Annotated in this window: 9 protein-coding genes; 4 read left to right on the plus strand and 5 right to left on the minus strand. The window is 64.2% G+C overall.

Going from position 1 to position 17,593, the window contains the following annotated elements:
- Positions 1–314: 314 nt before the first annotated feature.
- Both LR961_RS11325 and LR961_RS11330 read right to left on the minus strand, forming a co-directional pair.
- The gene (locus LR961_RS11325; RefSeq protein WP_232149078.1) at positions 315–5,924 is read right to left on the minus strand and encodes an Ig-like domain-containing protein; all 5,610 of its coding nucleotides are present in this window, start codon (positions 5,922–5,924) and stop codon (positions 315–317) included.
- A 716-nt stretch (positions 5,925–6,640) separates the two neighbouring features.
- The gene (locus tag LR961_RS11330; protein ID WP_232149079.1) at positions 6,641–7,822 is read right to left on the minus strand and encodes a serine hydrolase domain-containing protein; all 1,182 of its coding nucleotides are present in this window, start codon (positions 7,820–7,822) and stop codon (positions 6,641–6,643) included.
- A 549-nt stretch (positions 7,823–8,371) separates the two neighbouring features.
- Here LR961_RS11330 and LR961_RS11335 point away from each other — a divergent pair.
- From LR961_RS11335 to dxs, 4 genes are all read left to right on the plus strand, one after another.
- A complete protein-coding gene (locus LR961_RS11335) occupies positions 8,372–8,848 on the plus strand; it encodes an LEA type 2 family protein (protein WP_232149080.1) in 477 nt (158 codons plus the stop codon).
- 31 nt (positions 8,849–8,879) lie between these two features.
- Complete coding sequence (locus LR961_RS11340) at positions 8,880–10,670, plus strand: acyl-CoA dehydrogenase C-terminal domain-containing protein (RefSeq protein WP_232149081.1); 1,791 nt, start codon at positions 8,880–8,882, stop codon at positions 10,668–10,670.
- 187 nt (positions 10,671–10,857) lie between these two features.
- A complete protein-coding gene (locus LR961_RS11345; RefSeq protein WP_232149082.1) occupies positions 10,858–11,523 on the plus strand; it encodes an HNH endonuclease in 666 nt (221 codons plus the stop codon).
- Between the two features lie 165 nt (positions 11,524–11,688).
- On the plus strand, positions 11,689–13,599 hold the full coding sequence (dxs, locus tag LR961_RS11350; protein WP_232149083.1) for a 1-deoxy-D-xylulose-5-phosphate synthase: 1,911 nt from the start codon (positions 11,689–11,691) through the stop codon (positions 13,597–13,599).
- A gap of 234 nt (positions 13,600–13,833) precedes the next feature.
- On the opposite strand, the gene LR961_RS11355 is transcribed toward dxs, so the two are convergent.
- The 3 genes from LR961_RS11355 to guaA all read right to left on the minus strand — a co-directional run bounded on the left by LR961_RS11355 (position 13,834) and on the right by guaA (position 17,542).
- Positions 13,834–15,006: an MFS transporter gene (locus tag LR961_RS11355; RefSeq protein WP_232149084.1), complete on the minus strand. Its 1,173-nt coding sequence runs from the start codon at positions 15,004–15,006 to the stop codon at positions 13,834–13,836.
- Between the two features lie 83 nt (positions 15,007–15,089).
- The gene (locus LR961_RS11360; protein ID WP_232149085.1) at positions 15,090–15,692 is read right to left on the minus strand and encodes a TetR/AcrR family transcriptional regulator; all 603 of its coding nucleotides are present in this window, start codon (positions 15,690–15,692) and stop codon (positions 15,090–15,092) included.
- 284 nt (positions 15,693–15,976) lie between these two features.
- Positions 15,977–17,542, minus strand: a complete 1,566-nt coding sequence (gene guaA, locus LR961_RS11365; RefSeq protein WP_232149086.1) for a glutamine-hydrolyzing GMP synthase — start codon at positions 17,540–17,542, stop codon at positions 15,977–15,979.
- Positions 17,543–17,593 lie beyond the last annotated feature (51 nt).

Raw genomic sequence — 17,593 nt, forward strand, 5'->3', positions numbered from 1 at the left:
GTGACGCTGGCGCAGGTCCAGTTCGGTCATCAGCGCTTCGCGGCAGATAGTGGTGCCCCTTCGACGAGGCGCTCGCCCAGCAGAACACTCGCCCCCATCGGCCACAGCCTCACCAGGCATCAATCGCGGACGATCCGTATCCAGCCTCCGCCCACACCGGCGTCCTATCTTGGCGGTAAGCCAACTTACGGAAGCCGGTTCAATGCGTGTCCAGATATCCAGGCATCTGGAAACAGCCCTCGACGTGAGGTCAACAAAAGAACTGCCGCCAACGAGGCCGGCAGTTTCGGGGGCTGCATGCGCTTGTCGCTGCCTCAGAACGGCATGTCGACGCGTGCGTTGATCGCCTGGTTGTAACCGGACTCGTTGTTGAGCGTGCCTTCGTAGTCCAGCGAGAGGGCCATCCTGCTGCGCAGGATCCACGCCGTACCGAACCCGAATATGAATTGATTGCGTTCGGCCTGCGTCGGACTTACCTCGTAGACCTGCCCCACACCGATCAGGTCGGCGTAGCTCATGCGGGCCATGTCGGCACCTTCGAAGCTGTGCCGGTATTCAAACCGTGCGCGTGGAATCAGGTTGCCCAGATGAGTCTTGAACAGCATCTCACCACGCATGCCCAGTGCTCCGGTCGTCATGCGAACGGTCTGCTTGTTGTAGTGCAACGCGCTCACGCCACTTGCCGACTCGGTGTAGGCATCCAGACGCGTCTTCATCAGGTCCAGTCGACCGTACGGCGACAGCATCCAGGTGTCCTGGCGGTTTTCGTAGCCGGTCGTCAGCGAACCGAAGGTCTGTTTGCCATCGCGCGAACCCGCGGCAAACCCTGCCGTGTCGGTGACGTGGCGCTTCAGGTCGAAATCGAGCGCGCCGTAGCCCAACACGCCGTCGACGAACCACTTGTCCGCCGGACGCAGGCTGCCGTAGAGCGCCATGATGCGCGCCGTCCCGGTGCTCCTGGAACCGTTTCTGCCCACGTCGCTGTCGTCGCGCGCATAACCGGCGCCCGCACCGAGCGAAGCCCAGTCATTGAGACGGTAGTCAGCACCAAGGCTGATGCCGTCCGTCTGGAAGCGAAGTTCCGACTGGTTGGTCATCGCATCGCGCTGGCCCAGGTCGATGCGGCCGTCGATCCAATAACCGAAGCGGCTCGGCTGCCCATTGGAGGCAGCCGCATTCGTCGGAGAAGACAGCGCAGTGGCTTCGCCGGCTTCGTTCGCGGCCAACAGCTGTTGCGCGGTGTCGTCATCGCGGTCGCTATCGCGCCTACTCTTGCTCTGCCCGCTGGGCACGACGCCACCCGGCTTGAGCGTCAGGCCGAGGCCATTCGCACTCAGGTTCAGATTGGAATCCGAACCTGCCCAACCGTTGCCATGCAGTCGTTCAAGGCGCCGGTTGAAATTGCTCAACTGGGCCGTCGCGAAACGGCGCGCCGCCTCCGCCTGTGCGGCCACAAGACCGGTCACTTCCGGGTCCTTGGATGCATCCAGACGGGCATTGACAGTAACGGTGACGGTCCCCTGCGTCGTGCCGTAGGCGTTGCTCAGGGAATAGACGATGGTTTCCGTGCCCACAAAGGTAGGCGTCGGCGTGTAGACGACAGTGAGCCCCTGCGTGACAGCCTTGCCTTCAGCCGGTTGCGCAACGATGGCCACTGCGGTGAAGGGGCCGCCGCTCGCACGCGCCGCCACGTCGATCGTGATCGGCGCACCGGATACGGTGGTCACGTTCAGCGGCGTCACCGTCGGCGCCGGAGCGGTCACCTGCAAGCGCACCGTTGCCGGGGCCGAGGTGCCACCGGCATTGCTCGCCGTATAGGCAAAGCTGTCCGGCCCGATGTAATTGGCGTTCGGCACGTAAGTCACACTGAAGCCGGTCGCGGCAACTGCCGCGGCAGCCTGGATGCCACGGGAACGGGCCATCGCTGCGGGCGCATTGACAGTGACCGTGCCGTGCGCGGGCGGGGTCACGATGGTCACGCCAGTCGCCGCGCCACCGCCGATGTCCAGCTCGACGATGAAGCTGCTGTCGGCACCGGTGGTGAGCGTCGTCGTGGCGTTGTTGGCCACCGGCACCTGCGGATTGATCGTCAGGCTGACGACAGCCGCTGCAGACGTCCCACCGGCATTGGTCGCGGTATAGCTGAAGCTGTCCGTGCCGCTGTAATCGGCAGCTGGCGTGTAGGTGATCGTCGTACCGGAGATCGCCACCGTACCGTGGGCTGGCTGCGTGGAAACGGCAAGACTTTCCGGCGCACCACCGGTGATCGACGACGCCAGGTCAATCGGGGTGGCGATATTGAAGGCCACCATCACGCTTCTGGCAGCTGCTACCGGCACCTGCGGATTGATCGTCAGGCTTACCGTCGCCGGTGCTGAGGTGCCACCGGCGTTGATCGCAACGTAATCAAAGCTGTCGGTGCCGCTGTAGCCAGCAGTCGGCGTGTAGGTGATGGTCGTGCCGGCAACCGTCACCGCACCGTGGGCCGGCTGCGTGGAAACGACAAGGCTGCTCGGCGCACCCCCGGTGATGACCGATGCCAGGTCAATCGGCGTGGCGACGTTGAACGCCACCGTCGCGCTCTTGCCGCCGGCCACCGGCGCCTGCGGCGTGACCGTCAGACTCACCGTCGCAGGCGCGGAGGTGCCGCCTGCGTTGGTGGCGGTGTAATCGAAGCTGTCGGTGCCGCTGTAGCCGGCGGCCGGCGTGTAGGTGATCGTCGTGCCTGAGACCGTCGTTGCACCGTGGGCCGGTTGCGTCGAAACAGCAAGGCTGCCCGGCACTCCCCCACTGATGACCGAAGCCAGGTCGATCGGCGTGGCGGTGTTGAAAGCCGCCGTCACGCTCTTGGCGCCGGCCACAGGCGTTTGCGGATTGACCGTCAGGCTGACCACCGCTGCGGACGCGCCGCTGACGTTGGTCGCCGTGTACACGAAACTGTCGCTACCCGAGTAACCCGGCACCGGCGTGTACGTCACCACCAGCCCACTGACGCTCACGGAGCCATGCGCCGCCCCGCCACTGATCGCCACACTGCTGGCTGGGCCACCGGAAATCGCCATCCCCAGGTCGATCGGGGTTGCGGTGTTCCAGGGCACGGTTGCGCTGATCGGCCCGGCCACCGGCGCGGCCGGATTTGTCACGACGTTGTAGCTGCGCCCGGCCGTGAAGCCGTGCGCATCGGTCGCAGTGATGGCGAAGGTAAAGCTGCCGGTTACGGTCGGCGTGCCAATGAGCACGCCACCCAGACTCAAGACCAGGCCGGTCGGCGCCGCGCCCGATGTGATTGCATACGTGTAGGGTGCGCTGCCGCCCGTGGTGCTCAGCGTCTGGTTGTATGTGGTGCCCTGAACCGCATTCGGCAACGTCCCCGGCGACAGCGACAGCGTCGGTGCGGCCACCGTCAAGGTGTACGACTGGACCACCGACGTCGAACCATTGCTGTCGGAAGCCGCGATCATGAACGCCACTGTCCCGGCGCTGGTCGGGGTGCCGGACAAGGTGCCGGTTGCAGTGTCGAACCCCAACCCCGATGGCATGGTGCCGACGGTCACCGACAACGGGGCGAACTGGTACGGCGCGACCCCACCAGAGAGACTAAAGCGCTGACTGAAACCGGTTCCGACGCTGCCATTGAACGCACTGCCGGTGGCAGGACTCAGCGCCAGCGTCGGCGGCGTAATGACCAAGGTCAGCGTGCCACTGTCCTGGTGGAAAGGTCCGGTACCGACACTGCTGTCCTGCGCGCGCACCGTAAAGTTGAACGAACCCACGTCGGTCGACATACCGGACAGGATGCCGTTCGATGCCAGGCTCATTCCCGCAGGCAGGGTGCCGGAGAGCAATGAATAGGTGTAGGGCCCGGCACCGCCGCTGGCGCCCGCAACCGAGTGACTGTACGGCAGGCCCGCTATACCGGGTGCGGGCGACGTTGGCGCGTAACTGATCGTCGGACTGGACACCGTTACGTTCACCGTTGCAGGCGACGAGGTGCCGTCGGCATTGGTTGCGGTGTAGGTGAAGCTGTCGGCACCGGCAAATGATGCTGCCGGGGTGTAAGTAATTGTCGTGCCGACCGCTGTTGCAGTGCCACGCAAGGCCTGCGTAGCCACGGCAACACTGGTTGCGGCACCTCCTGTCAGATTAAGGGTGACCCGGTTGCTGCTGCTGCCGTAGGCAACCGTGACAGCCGCCCCCCCAGCTACCGGAGGCACCTTGGCATTGACGTAAGTGAACCGATCGGCCGCGCTGATTTCGCTGGTGCCACCGGCCGTAGTAACCGTGACATCGACGGTACCGGCCGAATGGGCTGGCGACGTCGCGGTAATCGAGCTTGCACTGTTGACGGTGAACGAGCTGGCGAACGCCCCACCGAACTTGACCGACGTCGCGCCGGCAAAGTCGGTGCCGGTGATGGTCACGTTGGTGCCGCCATCAGTCGAGCCCGTGTTCGGCGAAACACCACTGACGACAGGCACTGCAATGTACGTGAACTGATCCGATGCATTGGTCGCGCTGGTGCCACCAGCGGTCGTGACGGTGATGTCGACCGTGCCGGGTGTACCTGCGGGCGACGTCGCGGTAATCACGTTCGCGCCGTTGACCGTGAACGAAGCACTGGTTGCACCGAAGCGCACTGCCGTCGCACCGATGAAGTTGCTGCCGGAGAGGGTGATCGGGGTACCCCCTGTGGTCGGGCCCGAACCGGGGGAAACACCCAGAACGGCCGGTGCGGGCACGACGTAGGTGAACAGATCGGCAGGACTGTTCGCACTGGTGCCACTGGGAGTCGTCACGGTGATGTCAACGGTGCCCAAGCCTGCCGGCGAGATCGCGGTGATGGACGTATCGCTGTTGACGACTACCGCAATGGCATTGACCGCGCCGAACCTGACCGCCAACGCCCCAGTGAAGCCGGTGCCGCCAATCGTCACGCTGGTGCCGCCCGCAGGCGGGCCTGAATTTGGAGCAACCGAGGTTACGGTGGGCACAGGAACGACGTAGGTGAACGCCCCCGTCAAGGTGCCGGTGCCGCCGGCGGTGGCAACGGTGACATTGACGGTACCTGAGCCCGGCGGCGACGTTGCGGTAATCGACGTCGCACTGTTGGCGGTAATCGTGCCGATTTCCGTGCCAAATTTGACCGAAGTCGCATCGGAAAGATTGGCCCCGCCGATGGTCACGCTGGTACCACCCGAGCTCGGGCCGGCATTTGGGGAAACCGACGTAACGATCGGCCCAGGCGCAATGTAGGTGAAACGATCCGCAGCACTGGTCACGCTGGTGCCGTTGAGCGTGGTCACGGTGATATCCACGATGCCCGAGCCTGCCGGGGATGTCGCGGTAATCGATGTGGCGCTGTTGACAATGACCGAACCGGCATTGGTCGCGCCGAACCTGACCGCAGTCGCACCGGTGAAACCGGTGCCGGTGATCGTAACGCTGGTACCGCCCGCAGATGGGCCTGAGTTTGGAGCAACCGAGGTCACGGTGGGCACTGCAGCTGCAGCGGTCATGTTGATGGTGACCACGATCGGCTGGCCGGACACGTCGTACCAGATCACCGAGTTTGTGCCGATAAACGCTGGGCTGGCCGGCGTGTAGAACAAGGTGTTGGAGGGAGTCAGCCAGTCGACTCCTTTGACACCGCCGCCCTCGGCAGGCTGATTGACAATGCCTCGCGCTCCATCCGTGTAAGGCCTGTCGCCCTCAAGACACGCAGCGCTGTCAGCAACGCTGAGCGGGTACGCATAGTGGCCAGTCCGCCCGTCGTTGGTGACATTCCAGGTTATCGAGCAGGACGCCGCATGGGCGGCCGGCATTGCCAGGGCCAGAAACAGAAAGACCGCTGTTCGAACTGCGGCGGTGCTCTTCATCAACACGCCAAGCCATTGCCGGCCTGCGCCGAACACGCCCATACCCATTGCCATTCCCGCTTGTCCCCTGTTGTTGTTTCTTTCGGCGCACCAGCTCCACCATGTGGAGCGGCTACAGCCGTCAATTGCGAACGCACTACCGGCCTTGAATGGCCCGACTAACGTGACGGAACCCGTATTCCAGAACGCCCAACCGGCAGCGCCTCAAAAACCTTTGCACCCATGAATGCCCTACCCGATCGATCCGCCGTCAATGACGGTGCGCTCTCAGGATCCTGAGCCGCATACGAAGGGCACTGCCTCTTCAAACGGTCGTCATCAAGGGCCCAGGCAACAACCGCGCCTGATCCGCATCCGCGCAATCTGACCATACGAACGTAAGAGCCACGGACAGCCCGTGTGAGCAGAGAAAACAAACACCGCCTGCCCCCTGCACCTTAATAGACGGAGACGCGCGCTCATCCACGTTGGTGCTTCAGCGCAATCCCCAGCGCAAGCCCCCCGACGTAATCCGGCCCACCCAACCGTCTCTACGCAAAACGCCCGCCGATGAGCGAGCGTTGTTCAAGACAATGATCGGCCAGGTACCCCGGCCCTCTTCCGGCAAGTTTGCAAGCGCACTGCTCCACTGGATGAGCAAGCGCCCCATGAGGGGGCAGGATTCTAGCGCGGCACTTCGAGCCTCGCCCAACGGGCATTGACGCCGGCCAGCTGATTGAACCGGCAACGAAAGTGGCGCATCGCCGCTGGTCCGCGCCCAGCGATCAGGGCTTCGCCACAGCCGGCGGTGCCAACTCGGCGAAGACCGGGCCCATGGCGCCCATTGTCGCCTTGTCCGCTCCCATGTCCTCGGCGGCATTGGCAATGGCGATCACGCCGTTACCGCTTTCGGGAAACAATGCGACCCACGCGAGCCAGTTGCCGTCCGAACCGCCATGGGTCAGCACCGGCCCCTTCCGGCCCGCGATGGAAGCCTGCACGCCCCAATCCATCGCCGACGGACTGCCGTTCTGTGCGGTCTGCATCAAACGATAGGAGGCTGGCGCCAACAATTTGCCTTTGCCGCGGCTGCCGGCCATCTGATCGATGGCGAACTTGGCCATGTCCTGCAGACGCATGTGCAGATTGCCGGCCGGCGTGTACATCGGTGGCACGCCATCGTCCGCCTTCTGCGGTGCGGTCGTCACCGGCTTGCCTGCACGGTGGCCTTGCGGCTGGTCCGCAGGCGTGGGGCCAAAGCCTGCGCTGTCCATGCCCAGCGGCGTGAACACCTCACGCTGCATCAGCGTTTCAAAGTCGGCACCGGTGGCGCGCTCGGCAATCACGGCGGCAATCAGGAAGCCACTGTTGCTGTAGGCGAACTCACTACCCGGCACATTGACCGGCGCCTCCAGCAGCGTGGCACGGATATAGGCTTCACGCTGCACCGGCAGAGCGCGGGCATCGGTGAAGAAAGCATCCAGCGCAGCTGCGTCCTGCAGATTCTCCGGCAGCCCAGCGCGGTGCGACAGCAACTGCGTCAAGGTGACATTGCGGTAGGCCGGGTTGATCGCATCAAGGTCGGGAAGCATCTTCGACAGCGGCGCGTCCCAGTCCAAAAGCCCCTGCTCGGCCAGACGCGCGATCAGCGCAACGGTCATCGGCTTTCCGGTGGAACCAATCAGCCAGACATCGTCGTTCTGCGCCGCCACGGCGCTGTCATTGCGGCGCACCCCGCGCACCGACTGAAGGTCGATCTTGTCGTCGCGGATGACCAGCATCGCTACCGCTGGAGTCTGCGTGCCTTCCATGGCGGCGGCGAGCAGCGGGTCCAGACGGCTCTGCGCCAACGCACTGCTGCTGAATACCGTGGCTGCCAGCGCGAGCGACAGCCCGAGGACCAGATGACGGGAAGCCGTTGAAGCCTTGCGGGTCAAACGTGAACTACAACGTGCGGCAGTTGCCATGGTGATCCCCGGGCAGAAGGTGAAGAGGGACGCGAAGTCGCGCCAGCCCCCTTTGGCCGCTGATGAAGGGAGCCCATTCATGCTGCAAGTCGCACCACAAAGCCACTAGTGCCATCCGGCATACGCTGTTCAAGCCGGGCACTGACGGCGTTGACCGGATGATTTCCGCAACGTGTCGCGTCACGAAATTCACCCTGAACGCGTCGCAATGCGCGTCGCTGCAGGCGCGCGATCACGGCACTCCCAAATCAGCTGGTCCAGGCAGCACGCGGCCAGAACTGCAAGCCAGACCATTGGCCATGGCGGCAGTGCGCAGCACCTGTTTGAATGCGCCAGCGAAGCGCCGGGAAAGTATTGATCGACGACATTGCCACCCGGCCAGTGCCTGCATAAGGTGATGCCCCCGGCCCAGCCAACCTCGGCAAGTGCCTCCCACCGCAGACGCGGCCTGGTCACCAGCACCGTCCAACCCCGCCCCGCCTTCGCACCCACCCGCCATACGCCGTAGTATCCTTCGGCGATAACTTCTGGATTTGAGGACCGCGCCGCATGCGTTTTCGCCCCCAGTACGTCCTGATCGCCCTGATCGCACTTGTGCTCACCGCTTGCGGCGAGGGCAAGGTCAAGCGCGTTTCCGAACCGGCCGCCAGCATCCAGCAACTTACTGTCGGCAATGACGGCAACTGGGAAGTCGAGCTGCGCCTGCGCAATTACAGCTCAATGCCGATGCGTTTTGATTCGGTCGCGCTCTCGATGAAGACCGGCGACGAAGTTGCCGGCACGCTCAACGCCTCGCCGGCGCTGTCCATCGGTCCGGAATCGGCCGATGTCATCAAGGTCCGCCTGCAACCGGCATCCGGCGCACGCATCGTCATGGCTGACGCCTTGGCCGGTGGCCGCTCCCTGTTCTATGAACTGGAAGGCACGGTCAGTGCCACTCCGGAAGAAAAGAAGCAACGCAGTTTTGACGTAAAAACCCGCAACAGCCTCAACCAGGCACCGGGCCTGCCCGGCGTGCTGCGCTGATCCGTTAACCGCTTCGTTCGAGAACCGTCTGATGAGCAACTACAAAGCCCCCATTAACGACCTCCGTTTCGCCCTGCACGACGTACTCAAGGCTGAATCCCTGTTTGCCGCGATGGGCCTTGAAGAGGCCAGCGCCGACGTCATCGACGCCGTGCTCGAAGAAGCCGGCCGCTTCAGCACCAGCGTGCTGGCACCGCTGAACGCCATTGGCGACCAGGCCGGCTGCAAGCTCGACAAGGCCACCGGCGACGTCACCACCGCACCGGGCTTCAAGGAAGCCTATGCGCAGTTCGTCGACGGCGGCTGGACCGGCCTGACCGCAGCGCCGGAATTCGGCGGCCAGGGCATGCCGGCCACTCTGGGCATGGCCCTGAGCGAAATGGTGTCCTCGGCCAATTTGGCCTGGAGCCTGTTCCCGATGCTGTCGCACGGCGCGGTCGAAGCGCTCAAGCATTACGGCGAAGACTGGCAGAAGGAAGCCTTCCTCAAGCCGCTGGTTGCCGGCAACTGGACCGGCACCATGTGCCTGACCGAACCGCACGCCGGCACCGACCTGGGCCTGATCAAGACCCGCGCCGAACCGAACGCCGATGGCAGCTACTCCATCACCGGCACCAAGATCTTCATCACCGCCGGCGAGCACGACCTCAGCGACAACATCGTGCACCTGGTGCTGGCCAAGCTGCCCGACGCCCCTCCGGGCCCGAAGGGCATCTCGCTGTTCGTCACGCCCAAGTTCAAGGTCGACCGTGACGGCAACCAGGGCGAGCGCAACGCACTGCGCTGCGGCGCGCTGGAACACAAGATGGGCATCCACGGCTCGTCCACCTGCGTGATGAACTTCGACGGCGCCGAAGGCTACCTCGTCGGCCAGCCGCACAAGGGCCTGCAGGCGATGTTCGTGATGATGAACTCCGCCCGCCTCGGCGTTGGCGTGCAGGGCCTGGCCCAGTCCGAGCGCGCCTATCAGGGCGCACTGGCCTACGCCCGCGAACGCCTGCAATCGCGCGCACCGAAGGGCGCCCAGCTGGCTGACAAGCCGGCCGACCCGATCATCGCCCAGCCCGACGTCCGCCGCATGCTGCTGACCACCAAGGCGCTGACCGAAGGTGGCCGCCTGCTGGCCGCCCATGCCTACACCCAGCTCGACGCCGCCCATCACGCCAGCGACGAGAAGACCCGCGCCGATGCCGACACCCTGGTCAGCTTCCTCACTCCGATCGTCAAGGCCTGCCTGACCGAATGGAGCATTGAAGCCACCTACAACGGCCAGCAGGTGTTCGGCGGCCACGGCTACATCGCCGAGCACGGCATGGAGCAGTACGCCCGCGATGCCCGCATCACCACGTTGTACGAAGGCACCACCGGCATCCAGGCGCTAGACCTGATCGGCCGCAAGACCGCCGTCTCCCAGGGCGCCGGGCTGAAGCTGTTCCTGGCCGAGGTGGAGCAGTTCATCGCCGACAACGCCAACAACCCGGCCGTGGCTGAATTCCTGCCGGTGCTCGGCGCCAAAGCCAAGGAATGGGGCAAGCTGACCGTCGGCGTCCTGCAGCGCGCTGCCGCCAACCCGGAAGAACTGGGCGCAGCCAGCTGGGATTACCTGTTCTACAGCGGCTACGTCACGGTCGCCTACTGGTGGGCCCGCTCGGTGGTTGCCGCGCAGGCCTCCAGCCAGACGGAAAGCTTCAAGCAGGCCAAGCTGGAAACCGCGCGTTTCTACTACGCCCGCATCCTGCCGCGCACCCTGACCCACGCAGCCGGCGTGGAAAGCGGCGCAGATCCGCTGATGGCAATGGACTCGGTCCGCTTCGGCGACTGATCCCAAGCAGCAATTATCCATCGCACAGATCCGCCCCCTCCCTTTGGCGCAGCCAAGGGGAGGGTTGGCGAGGGGTAGCTTCCCGGCGCCAGACGCAACAGCGGCTTCCGGATTCATCCTGCCGACCTGCCGTAGCCGCCCCGCATTTACACAAATTGTCACGCTTCGTGTATAAGCTGTTTTCCCGATGGAGACAGACACTACACCGCGTAGTCTGATCGATACCGGAGCCGATACATCCGCTCCGACAGCCGGGTTTTCGCTTCCGCCTTCCCTTCACCGCCTTGGTTCCGTGCGACTGCTGTCGCTGGATGCGCATGGCCGCGTGCTGGACTGGATCAACTGGCAGGACGCCGCCTGCCTGTACGCACGCGACGCGGTGGCCTGGACGCTGGGCGACCCCTGCCTGCACGTCCACGGCGCCACCAACCGCGACAGCGGCCTGCGCAGCGGCATGGACCTGCACCCGATCATCGCCTCGCGCGGCCATGCCCGCTCGCGCGCAATTGATCCCACGCCAAATCTGACCAATACCGCGCTGTTCGCCCGTGACGCGCAGTTGTGCCTGTACTGCGGCCACCAGTTCAGCCGCCCGTCGCTGACCCGCGACCACGTCATGCCGCTCTCCAAGGGCGGCCTGGACACCTGGGAGAACGTGGTCAGCGCCTGCTTCCATTGCAATTCACGCAAGGCCAACCGCACTCCGCAGCAGGCCAACATGCCGCTGCTGGCCGTTCCCTACCGGCCGAGCTGGATCGAGCACCTGATCCTGTCCAACCGCAACATCCTGGCCGACCAGATGGCCTTCCTGAAGGCACAGCTGCCCAAGAACGCCCTGCGTCGCAGCGCCTGAGGCAAGCTTGGCGCGCAACCGGCCCGGAACGGCGTGGCATTCTGGCTGAACCGTCCCTTCAGACTTGGCACATTCACCCTCATCCACCGCTCACGCGTGCCGCGCTTTGCTTGCCCCACCCCCGGTTGGCGGCCAAAATACGGTTTCGCTTGATACACGAAGAAAATGATCGACTCTGCCTGCTATCCGCGCCTGTCGCGCGTCCAGACTCCCGATGACCTGCGCACGTTCGATGAAGCCGAACTGGGCGCGGTGGCGGGCGAGCTGCGTGCCTACCTGATCGAGTCGGTGGGCAAGAGCGGCGGTCACTTCGCTGCCGGGCTGGGGGTGATCGAACTCACCGTCGCCCTGCACTACCTGTTCAACACGCCGGTCGACCAGCTTGTCTGGGACGTCGGCCATCAGACCTACCCGCACAAGATCCTCACCGGCCGCCGCGACAGCATCCACACGGTCAAGCAGAAGGACGGCGTTGCGCCGTTCCCCAAGCGCGAGGAAAGCCCGTTCGACACGTTTGGCGTCGGCCATTCCTCGACCTCCATCTCCGCTGCACTGGGCATGGCCATCGCCCGCCAGCGCCAGGGCGATGATCGCAAGGTGGTTGCGGTGATCGGCGATGGCGCGATGACCGCCGGCATGGCGTTCGAAGCGCTGGCGCACGCCGGTGGCATGGACGAAGAGCCGAACGTGCTGGTCGTGCTCAACGACAACAACATGTCCATCTCCGAAGCCGTCGGTGGGCTGACCAAGATGCTTGGCCGCGCCACCGCCAGCCGCACGCTCAACGCGTTGCGCGAAGGCGGCAAGAAGATCCTCGGTGACAAGCGCCACAGCCCGCCTGCGCGCTTCGTCAAGCGCTGGGAAGAACAGTGGAAGGGCATGTTCGTCCCCTCCACCGCCTTCGAGCAGATGGGCTTCCATTACACCGGCCCGATCGACGGCCACGACCTGCCGCTGCTGCTGACCACGCTCAAGCGTCTGAAAGACGCCAAGGGCCCGCAGCTGCTGCACATCATGACCACCAAGGGCAAAGGCTACGAGCCGGCCGAAGGCGACCAGATCGGCTACCACGCAGTGGGGCCGTTCGACCCGAGCAAGGGCCTGCCGACCAAGAGTGCGCCGAAGAAGCCTACCTACACCGATGTGTTCGGCGACTGGCTGTGCGATGCCGCCGCTGCCGACCCGCAGCTGATGGGCATCACCCCGGCCATGCGCGAAGGCTCTGGACTGGTGCGCTTCAGCAGGGAATACCCCGAGCGCTACTTCGACGTGGCCATCGCCGAGCAGCATGCGGTGACACTGGCCGCAGGCATGGCAACGCAGGGCGCAAAGCCGGTGGTCGCCATCTATTCGACCTTCCTGCAACGCGCCTACGACCAGCTGGTGCACGACGTGGCCACCCAGAACCTGGACGTGCTGTTCGCGATCGACCGCGCTGGCGTGGTCGGCCCGGATGGCGCCACCCATGCCGGCAACCTCGACCTGAGCTTCCTGCGTTGCGTGCCGAACATGGTGGTGATGGCGCCGGGCGACGAAGCCGAATGCCGGCAGATGCTCAGCACCGGCCTGCGTTACAACGGCCCGGCTGCGGTGCGCTATCCGCGCGGCACCGGCCCCGGCGCTACGGTGGGCGATGATCTGTCCACGTTGGAGATCGGCAAGGCGCAACTGCGCCACGCTGGCAGTCGCATCGCCCTGCTCGCCTTCGGCTCAACCCTGACCGCTGCCGAACAGGTCGGCCGCGAGCTCGGCCTGAGCGTGGTCAACATGCGTTTCATCAAGCCGCTGGACAAGGCGATGCTGTTGGAACTGGCCCGCACCCACGAGGGCTTTGTCACCATCGAAGACAACGTGGTTGCCGGCGGCGCCGGCTCGGGCGTGTCCGAACTGCTCAACGCCGAAGCGGTGCTGATGCCGGTACTGCACCTGGGCCTGCCCGACAGCTACCAGCACCACGCCAGCCGCGAAGACCTGCTGGCCGAAGCCGGCATCGACGCCGCAGGCATCCGCGAGGCAGTGCTAAAGCGCTGGCCAAAACTCAAGGACAACGCCGCGCCATTGAGCGCGGTGAGTTGATGAAAAGGCCCCGCGATGCGGGGCCTTTTTTATTGCATTGCCAAAGCAGGCGCCGCGCCACCGCAAGCAGGTCCTGTCTGGTAGGCGCGGCCTTGGCCGCGAAGCCGACAATGCACCCCAAGCACACATGTATCCGGCAATTGCACACGGCCCGGCGCAGGTACCAGCAACGGCTTCGCAGCCAAGGCCGCTCCCGCAGTGAGCCGGCATTACGCAAGAGCCTGCCGTTCGGCCTCAGTCCCAGCCCTTTCTGCCAGCGCGCAGGTACGGCAGCACCGACAGCAGTGCCAGCACGGCGAGCACCAGTCCGATCCACAGCGCCGAGCGCAGCCCATAGCCGGCGGAGATCGCCATGCCGCCCAGGTAGGAACCGCCACCCAGGCCGATATTGATCACCGAGGTGTGCACGGCGTTCACCATCGGTCCCGGATGGGCAACGCTGACGATGCGCGCCATCATCGCCGGGTTCATCGGCACGCCGGAAAGACCAATCAGCACCACAGCCAGGATCGCCACCCACTTGTACTCGGCGAACATCGCCATGCCGAACAACGACACGGTGAGCACGCTCAGCCCAATGACCATGATGGCCAGGCTGTGGCGGTAGGCAAGACGACCGGTGATCACATTGCCCACGATGTTGGAGAGGCCGTAGACCATCAGGATGAACGGCACCACGGCCATGCTGAAACCGGTCACGTCGACCAGCACCGGCACGAAGTAACTGAAGGCAGCAAAGCTCGCACCGAGGATCAGACAACTGGTTGCACACGCTTTCCAGTAAGCCGTATTGCGGAAAGCCTTGAGCTCTTCCTCCATCTTCAGCGTGCCGCCGCCGGCCAGATTCGGCAGCAGGCGGATCAGCGCGAACAGGCAGATCAGCACCAGCACGGCCACCAGGCCAAAGCTGACACGCCAGCCCCACTGCTGGTCAATGATGGTCGCCAGCGGAACACCGAACACGTTGGAAACCATGAAGCCGCCGATCACCACCGAGGCAGCCAGAGGGCGGTTCTCAACAGGAACCAACGCCATGCTGGTAGCCAGCGACAGACTCAGGCAACCCGCGCACAGCACGCCGGTGATCACACGGATGGCCACCAGCACGTGGTAGTCGGAGTTGAACGCGCTCAGGCCCTGTGCGAGCACATACAGGGCCAGCAGCCACAGCAACGTGGGCCGATAGGGGACTTTCAGTTTCAGGAACGCATAGGTCAGTACCGGGCCGCCCAGCATCACGCCGAATGCGTAATACGAGATCAGGTGGCCGACCTCGCCGACCGTGACGCCGAACGCCGCGGACAGGGTGGACATCATGCCCGCCACCATCAGCTCGGCCGTGCCAAGGGAAAATATCGCCAGACCCAGTACGTAGACCGAGATCGGCAGGCTTTTTGTCGATGACATACTTCTCAACTTCTTTCTTATATTTGAATGAACGTTACAAAAAAAAGGCGAAAGACCCCGGACCGAATGCCGGCCACCGAGGCCTAAAGGTTGATCAACAGACCGGCGACGACATCCTCCAGGACCGCCCTGTCCTGGATGTTCCGGCTCAGCACCCGCAGACCGTAGTAGCCCGCCAGGAAGCCCCGGGCCATCTGCAGAGCCGATATCTGGTCACCGACCTCGCCGATGCGCTGGCCTTCGCTGAACACCGCGACCAGGGTTTGTTCCAGCCGCTGCCGATATTCCTGATTCAACGTGGCAACGGCTTCATCCTTGCTGCCACGCTCCAGTGCGGAGAACAGCACCATTGCGTCGCGCTGTCCCGGCTGGGAAAAGTCTTCGTCCATGCCCCACAGCAGCAAGGTGTGCAACCTGGTCTTTACCGGACCCGGCTGCATGAGAATGGCCAACTGTGCGGCCATCGTCTGCTCGTGGCTGCGCAGCAACGCCTGTTCGTACAACCCCTGCTTGCTGCCAAAAGCGTTGTACAAGCTGCCCCTGCCCAACCCGGTGCCATCGCAAAGATCCTGCGCCGAGGTGCCGGCAAAACCATTGGCGCTGAATACCGCCACGGCGGCATCGATGACGTCTTCGTCCTCGAACTGCCTGGGGCGACCCGGATAGGACGGCTTTTCAGTGCTCATGGCGGTGCTCGAGAGGAGCTGCAATGGCTCCGGCTCGCTCCGTTATGGAATGGGCATTCCAATATTCTAGCATGCCGGAACCATGCAAGCCGAGCATTGGACACACCGAAATCCCGAAGGGGCCGTGACCACTTCGCGACACTTTGCCGCCCGATCATGTGGAAACGACGCCATGGCGGGCTGCCGACCAACAGCTGGCCTGCATTGGCCGCGCCTCACGCAACGACCATCCATCTTCATGCACCAAAAAACAAAGGCGCCTTTCGGCGCCCTTGTTGTTCAACTCATTCCCACTCGATCGTTGCCGGCGGCTTGCCGGAGATGTCGTAGACCACGCGCGAGACGCCACGCAACTCGTTGATGATGCGATTGGAGACACGGCCGAGGAAGTCATACGGCAGGTGCGCCCAATGCGCGGTCATGAAGTCGATGGTTTCCACCGCACGCAGTGCGATCACCCACTCATACGCACGCGCGTCGCCAACCACGCCCACCGACTTGACTGGCAGGAACACCGCGAACGCCTGACTGGTCTTGTCGTACAGATCAGCCGCACGCAGCTCTTCGATGAAGATCGCATCGGCCCTGGCCAGCAGCTCGGCGTACTCGCGCTTCACTTCGCCCAGGATGCGCACGCCCAGGCCCGGGCCCGGGAACGGATGGCGGTAGACCATCGCGCGCGGCAGGCCGAGCTCGACGCCGAGACGGCGCACTTCATCCTTGAACAACTCGCGCAGCGGCTCGACCAGCTTGAGCTTCATGTCTTCCGGCAGGCCGCCCACGTTGTGGTGGCTCTTGATCACGTGCGCCTTGCCGGTCTTGCTGCCGGCCGACTCGATCACGTCCGGATAGATCGTGCCCTGCGCCAGCCACTTGGCGTTGCTGAGCTTGTTCGACTCCTCGTCGAAGATCTCCACGAACAGGTTGCCGATGATCTTGCGCTTGGCTTCCGGATCGCTGATGCCTTCCAGGGCCTTGAAGTAACGGTCGGCGGCATTCACGCGCACGACCTTCACGCCCATGTTGTCGGCCATCATCTTCATGACCTGGTCGCCTTCCTGGAAGCGCAGCAGGCCGGTATCGACGAACACGCAGGTCAGCTGATCACCGATGGCCTTGTGCAGCAGTGCCGCGACCACTGACGAATCAACGCCGCCCGACAGACCCAGGATCACCTCGTCGCTGCCAACCTGCTCGCGCACGCGGGCAATCTGGTCGTCGATGATGTTGGCGGCGGTCCACAGCGTGGCGCAACCGCAGATGTCGGTGACGAAACGCTTCAGCAGCGCCGAGCCCTGCTTGGTGTGGGTCACTTCCGGGTGGAACTGCACGCCATACCAACGCTTCTCTTCGTTGGCCATCGCGGCCACCGGAATGCGGTCGGTCACAGCGGTGATGGCGAAGCCCGGCGGCACATGCGTAACGTGGTCGCCGTGGCTCATCCACACGTCCAGACGCGGCTCACCGTTGTGGTCAGACAGCCCGCCCAGCAGGCCATCATTGCCCAGCAGTTTCACCTCGGCATGACCGAACTCGCGCTGGTCGGCGGCTTCGGTACCACCGCCCAACTGCTTGGCCATGGTCTGCAGGCCGTAGCAGATGCCCAGCAACGGCAGACCGCTGTCGAACACTTCCTGCGGCGCAGCCGGTGCGCCCGGCAGCGTGGTGGTTTCCGGGCCACCGGACAGGATGATGCCCTTGGCACCAAAAGCGGCGATTTCAGCCGGATCGTGGTCCCACGCCCAGATTTCGCAATACACGCCGAATTCGCGGATACGACGCGCGATCAGCTGCGTGTACTGTGCGCCGAAATCGAGGATGAGGATCTTGTCGTTATGGATGTTGGTCATAAAGCCCGGCAAGTGATCAATGAAAACGGGAAACGATGCAAAACGAATGGC

The organism is Stenotrophomonas sp. SY1 (assembly GCF_021202945.1).
Taxonomy (GTDB): Bacteria; Pseudomonadota; Gammaproteobacteria; order Xanthomonadales; family Xanthomonadaceae; genus Stenotrophomonas.

Excerpts from the sequence above, each read along its gene's own strand:
- LR961_RS11325 (WP_232149078.1), bottom strand. The coding sequence starts at position 5,924 with ATGGGTATGGGCGTGTTCGGCGCAGGCCGGCAATGGCTTGGCGTGTTG.
- LR961_RS11330 (WP_232149079.1), bottom strand. The coding sequence starts at position 7,822 with ATGGCAACTGCCGCACGTTGTAGTTCACGTTTGACCCGCAAGGCTTCA.
- LR961_RS11335 (WP_232149080.1), top strand. The coding sequence starts at position 8,372 with ATGCGTTTTCGCCCCCAGTACGTCCTGATCGCCCTGATCGCACTTGTG.
- LR961_RS11340 (WP_232149081.1), top strand. The coding sequence starts at position 8,880 with ATGAGCAACTACAAAGCCCCCATTAACGACCTCCGTTTCGCCCTGCAC.
- LR961_RS11345 (WP_232149082.1), top strand. The coding sequence starts at position 10,858 with ATGGAGACAGACACTACACCGCGTAGTCTGATCGATACCGGAGCCGAT.
- dxs (WP_232149083.1), top strand. The coding sequence starts at position 11,689 with ATGATCGACTCTGCCTGCTATCCGCGCCTGTCGCGCGTCCAGACTCCC.
- LR961_RS11355 (WP_232149084.1), bottom strand. The coding sequence starts at position 15,006 with ATGTCATCGACAAAAAGCCTGCCGATCTCGGTCTACGTACTGGGTCTG.
- LR961_RS11360 (WP_232149085.1), bottom strand. The coding sequence starts at position 15,692 with ATGAGCACTGAAAAGCCGTCCTATCCGGGTCGCCCCAGGCAGTTCGAG.
- guaA (WP_232149086.1), bottom strand. The coding sequence starts at position 17,542 with ATGACCAACATCCATAACGACAAGATCCTCATCCTCGATTTCGGCGCA.